The organism is Protofrankia sp. CiP1_Cm_nod2 (genome assembly GCF_920664355.1).
GTDB lineage: Bacteria > Actinomycetota > Actinomycetes > Frankiales > Frankiaceae > Protofrankia.
In genome coordinates, this window is the sequence record NZ_CAKKTL010000120.1 from 1 (window position 1) to 3940 (window position 3940).

At 70.7% G+C, this 3940-nt stretch carries 4 protein-coding genes and 2 pseudogenes; 2 read left to right on the forward strand and 4 right to left on the reverse strand.

Annotated features, from left to right (window positions below):
* The 3 genes and pseudogenes from NBW84_RS14375 to NBW84_RS14385 form a co-directional block, all read right to left on the reverse strand.
* Window positions 1-692: pseudogene (locus NBW84_RS14375) on the reverse strand (molybdopterin-binding oxidoreductase); the annotation flags it as partial.
* A gap of 231 nt (window positions 693-923) precedes the next feature.
* Window positions 924-1673, reverse strand: a complete 750-nt coding sequence (locus tag NBW84_RS14380) for an anti-sigma factor (RefSeq protein WP_250285237.1) — start codon at window positions 1671-1673, stop codon at window positions 924-926.
* Window positions 1670-2257, reverse strand: a complete 588-nt coding sequence (locus NBW84_RS14385; protein ID WP_250285238.1) for a sigma-70 family RNA polymerase sigma factor — start codon at window positions 2255-2257, stop codon at window positions 1670-1672. The genes NBW84_RS14380 and NBW84_RS14385 overlap by 4 nt, the downstream gene beginning before the upstream one ends.
* 209 nt (window positions 2258-2466) lie before the next feature.
* On the opposite strand from NBW84_RS14385, the gene NBW84_RS14390 reads away from it, so the two are divergent.
* On the forward strand, window positions 2467-2796 hold the full coding sequence (locus tag NBW84_RS14390) for a GNAT family N-acetyltransferase (protein WP_445548450.1): 330 nt from the start codon (window positions 2467-2469) through the stop codon (window positions 2794-2796).
* A 103-nt stretch (window positions 2797-2899) separates the two neighbouring features.
* Window positions 2900-3724, forward strand: a complete 825-nt coding sequence (locus NBW84_RS14395) for an alpha/beta fold hydrolase (RefSeq protein WP_250285240.1) — start codon at window positions 2900-2902, stop codon at window positions 3722-3724.
* 56 nt (window positions 3725-3780) lie between these two features.
* Here NBW84_RS14395 and NBW84_RS24305 read toward each other — a convergent pair.
* Window positions 3781-3940: pseudogene (locus tag NBW84_RS24305) on the reverse strand (cytochrome P450); the annotation flags it as partial.

A 3940-nucleotide genomic window follows, 5' to 3' on the forward strand; every position in this document is an offset into this window, starting at 1 on the left:
GGCCGCGCCGGCGTGGCCGTGGGCGCGGGCCGCGCCGGGGTGGCTGTGGGCACGGGCCGCGCCGGGGTGGCTGTGGGCGCTGGCGTGACCGCTGGTACGGGCGGTGTGGGCTCCGGTTGCGTGGGATCTGGTCGCGCGGATACCGAATGATCATCGTGGGCAACGGCGTTTCCGGAGTCCGGGAGGCCCGCCGGAGGGGTGGTCAGCCGACGGATGAGCATGCTCAGAACCACGGCTGCGATGAGCGCACCGGCCACGGACGGCAGCGGATCGAGCGTTTCCGCATCCGGGCGGGATGCGGCGGCGACGGCTCCGACCACGCCGAACAGCAGGATGCCGAGCACACCGGCCGTCCGGTACCGCAGGGCTGTCAGGCCGATCGCGATCGCGAACAGCGCGAGAACCGCCAGGATGCCCAGTTGCAGCACCAGTTTGTCGTTGGTGCCGAAGTGCCGGACGGCGAAGTCCTTCAGTGCCGGCGGAGCCAGGTCGATCGCCGCCCCACCGACGGCGATGACCGGGCCAGCCTGCGGCCTGACCGCGGCAGCGGCCAGTTCCGCCCCCGCAAGGGCGGCGAATCCGGCGATCAGCCCACCGAGCCCGGCAAGGACCAGCCGCACCAGTCGCGCTGGTCGCGGAAGGCCGTCCGCGCCGCTCTCCACCGCCATCGTCTCGTCGACCACAACTGTCATTCGGTGCGATCGCCGCCGTGGCTTGGTCGGGCTCGGCCGCTTTTCCGTTTTTCTTTCCGCGTCTTTTCCGCGCCGCCCGTGGCGGCCGGTGACCAGCGGCTGTCTCCTGACAGCACGTCACCGCGGGCCATCGGACGGGCAACGCGGCGGCCGGCGGCCGGCGGCCGGCGGCCGAACACGCGGTCCGGCTGTTACGGGTGAGCGTGGAAGAAGCCCGGGGTCAAAGAGAAGTCAGAGCGAAAGCAGGGCCAGCGGCGCGCTGGTGGGGCTGGGGGAGCCGCCCCGGGGCTCCGCCGTCACGCCGACCCCGTCCGCCCCCTGCGTCTGACCGGTCAGGAGCAGCGCGCCCGAGGAACGGCCGGTCTTCACGAGCCCCGCGGGCACCATCGTCCCGTTCCGGCTGTACCACAGCTGGTAGACCCGCCCGTCGGCAAGCGCCGGCAGATCGTGGTAGACGAACGCGGCCTGGCCGAACCGCGGGGAGACCACGACGGTGCCACCGCCCCCGCCCCGCAGGACGGTGGCACGGATCGTGGCGTCCGGCGCTGTCATCAGCGCGCTCAGCGCCACCGCCTGTTGCTCGACCTGGGCGGTGTGGGCACGCTGCCGGTCGGCCTCGTGCCGGGCGTCGACGGCCAGACCTCCGCTGATCACAGCCAGCAGCAGGCATGCGGCGGCCACCAGGTGCGGCAGCCGCCGCCACCGCAGCCGGCGGGCCGGCAGCGCCACCGGGGTTCCGCGCCCGGTCGGCGGAAGCTGCCTGGTCTCGGCCACCGCCGCCATCACCCGGGAACGCAGGGCGGCTGGGGGGGCCTCCGCCACCGCCAGCGCGAGCCGGGCCGCGGTCTCCCGCAGTTCCCGCACCTCCTGGGCGCACGCCTGACACGCCGCCAGGTGGTGGGCGAACTGTTCCGCTTCCTCCGCCGGCAGCGCACCCAGGGCGTAGGCGCCGGTCAACGTGTGCAGGTCGGCGGTGGTCATACGGACACCCCCAGGCAGTCACGGAGCCGGATCAGCCCGTCGCGCAGCCGGGTCTTGACCGTCCCCAGCGGCGCGCCCAGCAGGTCGGCGGTCTCCCGGTAGGTGTAGCCGCGGTAGTAGGCGAGTATCACCGACTCCCGCTGCAGATCGGTCAGCCGTTCCAGGCAGCGTCGCACCTGGGCGCGCTCCAGACGGTGCTCGACCTGCTCGCTGACCTCGTCGAACGCCGGGCCGCGACCACGCGCCCCGGCCCGGTGCTCGCGGTCCGCCGCCGCCTGCGCCGAGCGCACCCGGTCCACCGCGCGGCGGTGCGCCAACGTCATGATCCACGCCATGGCGCTGCCCTGCCGGGCATCGAAGCGGGCCGCGCAGCGCCACACCTCGATGAGCACCTCCTGGGTGACCTCCTCCGACTGGGCCGGATCCCGTACCAGCGTGCGCACCAGGCCCATGACCGGCCCGGCCACCGCGGCGTAGAGACTCTCGAACGCCTGTTGATCGCCACGTGCGACGCGGCCGAGCAACGACTCCAGGACACCGGGAGACGGCGCCGGGGGCTGGTCGCCGTATGCCGCGACGCGCATGGACACCTCCAACTGTGACACTGTCACCAGTGCTTCGGCGCCGGGCCCCTCCCGGATTGCTCGAGACAGGCATTGTCACAGACAGGCGCACTGCTCGGCCCGCTGGCGGTGGTGCTCCCGCCCCCTGAACGAACTGTTCGGCACCGGATGGCACCCGACTTGTTCCTGAAAATCGTGACTCACCGTAAATATGAAGGTACTCTTCCGCCATCTGGGCGTGTCGGGAGCCGTCGGTTCAGAAAGCCAGGACCGGTGTCGAGGTGACCTGGTTCATCGCCCAGCCCCACTGGTGCCGCGGGCTCGCGACGGGAACCGCGCACATCTCGCTCCGGTTCGCCTGCGGGCCCCCGGCCGTCGATCAGGTGCTCTCTGGCATCGACGGCGACAACATTTCGTCGATCCGGGTAGACGAAAAGATCGGCACGACCTGTCATATCGCACCGAGTCCCTGCACGGCAAAGACCAGGATGTCTATGCCGTCGCTCGACCCGCACATCGCTGCCGCGGTCGTGTTGCGCGGCTCTCCCGTACCGGTGTGAAGAGCTGAATTAGCCTGTTGGTCATCGTGTGGTCTCATTGTGTGGCAGGCATGTCTATTACGCTGACGTCCGGTTGTTGGTCGCCGGCGGGGACGAGGGCAGCGTGCCTACTATCGATGTCAGTGGTGTGACGATTTCCTACAGTGATACCGGGGTGCCGGCGGGGCTGCCGGACGCGCCGACCATTGTGTTCGGGCACGGCCTGTTGTTCGGTGGCTGGATGTTTCGCGCACAGATCGCGGCCCTGCGTGAGCGCTATCGCTGTGTGGCGGTCGACTGGCGTGGGCAGGGCGATACCCCGGCCGCCGCCGGCGGCTATGACATGGACACCCTCACCGGTGACGCGGTCGCGCTGATCCGGGAGCTCGGGGTCGCGCCGGTGCACTGGGTGGGGCTGTCCATGGGTGGTTTTGTCGGGCAGCGCATCGCGGCCCGCCATGGTGAGCTGTTGCGTTCGCTGACACTGCTGGACACCAGCGCCGGGGCCGAGGAGCGGAGCAAAGCCCGCGAGTACAAGCTGCTGGCGTTGCTGCTGCGTCTGTTCGGTATCAGACCGATTCTGGGAAAGGTCAGCCCGCACATGTTCGGCCCCGCCTTCCTCGCCGACGCGGCCAGCGCGGCCACGATCGACGAGTGGGCCGGCCGGCTCAGCGGCAACAAGCGCGCCGCCATACGCAAGGCGGTGCTCGGGGTGGTCAGCCGCGCGTCGGTGGAGCGGGAGATCACCGGTATCACGGTGCCCACACTTGTCGTCGTCGGTGCCGACGACAGGGCCGCCCCGGTGGAGAAATCGGAGCGCATCACCGCCCGCATTCCAGGGGCCCAGCTGCGGATCGTCGCGAGCTGCGGGCACAGCAGCACCCTGGAACAGCCCGCGGCGATCACCAGCCTGCTGGAGAAGTTCCTTGCCACGGCCGACCGGGCCTGACCGGGCCTGACCGGGCCTGACCGGGCCACCCACCGCCCGTATCAGGCGGAATTCACCTACCGTACAACTATCGACAGTTCCGCCGGACCGCGTACGTTGATCCGGCCGTTCCAGCGGACCTCCTCGACCGTGGCCGAGGGGAAGCGCCGGACGAACCGGGTGAAGGTGACCCGGGCTTCCAGCCGGGCCAGTGCCGCGCCGAGACAGTGGTGTATA

What these genes read in the sequence shown, in the direction of transcription:
- NBW84_RS14380 (WP_250285237.1), bottom strand. Translation starts at nt 1,673, where the DNA reads ATGACCACCGCCGACCTGCACACGTTGACCGGCGCCTACGCCCTGGGT.
- NBW84_RS14385 (WP_250285238.1), bottom strand. Translation starts at nt 2,257, where the DNA reads ATGCGCGTCGCGGCATACGGCGACCAGCCCCCGGCGCCGTCTCCCGGT.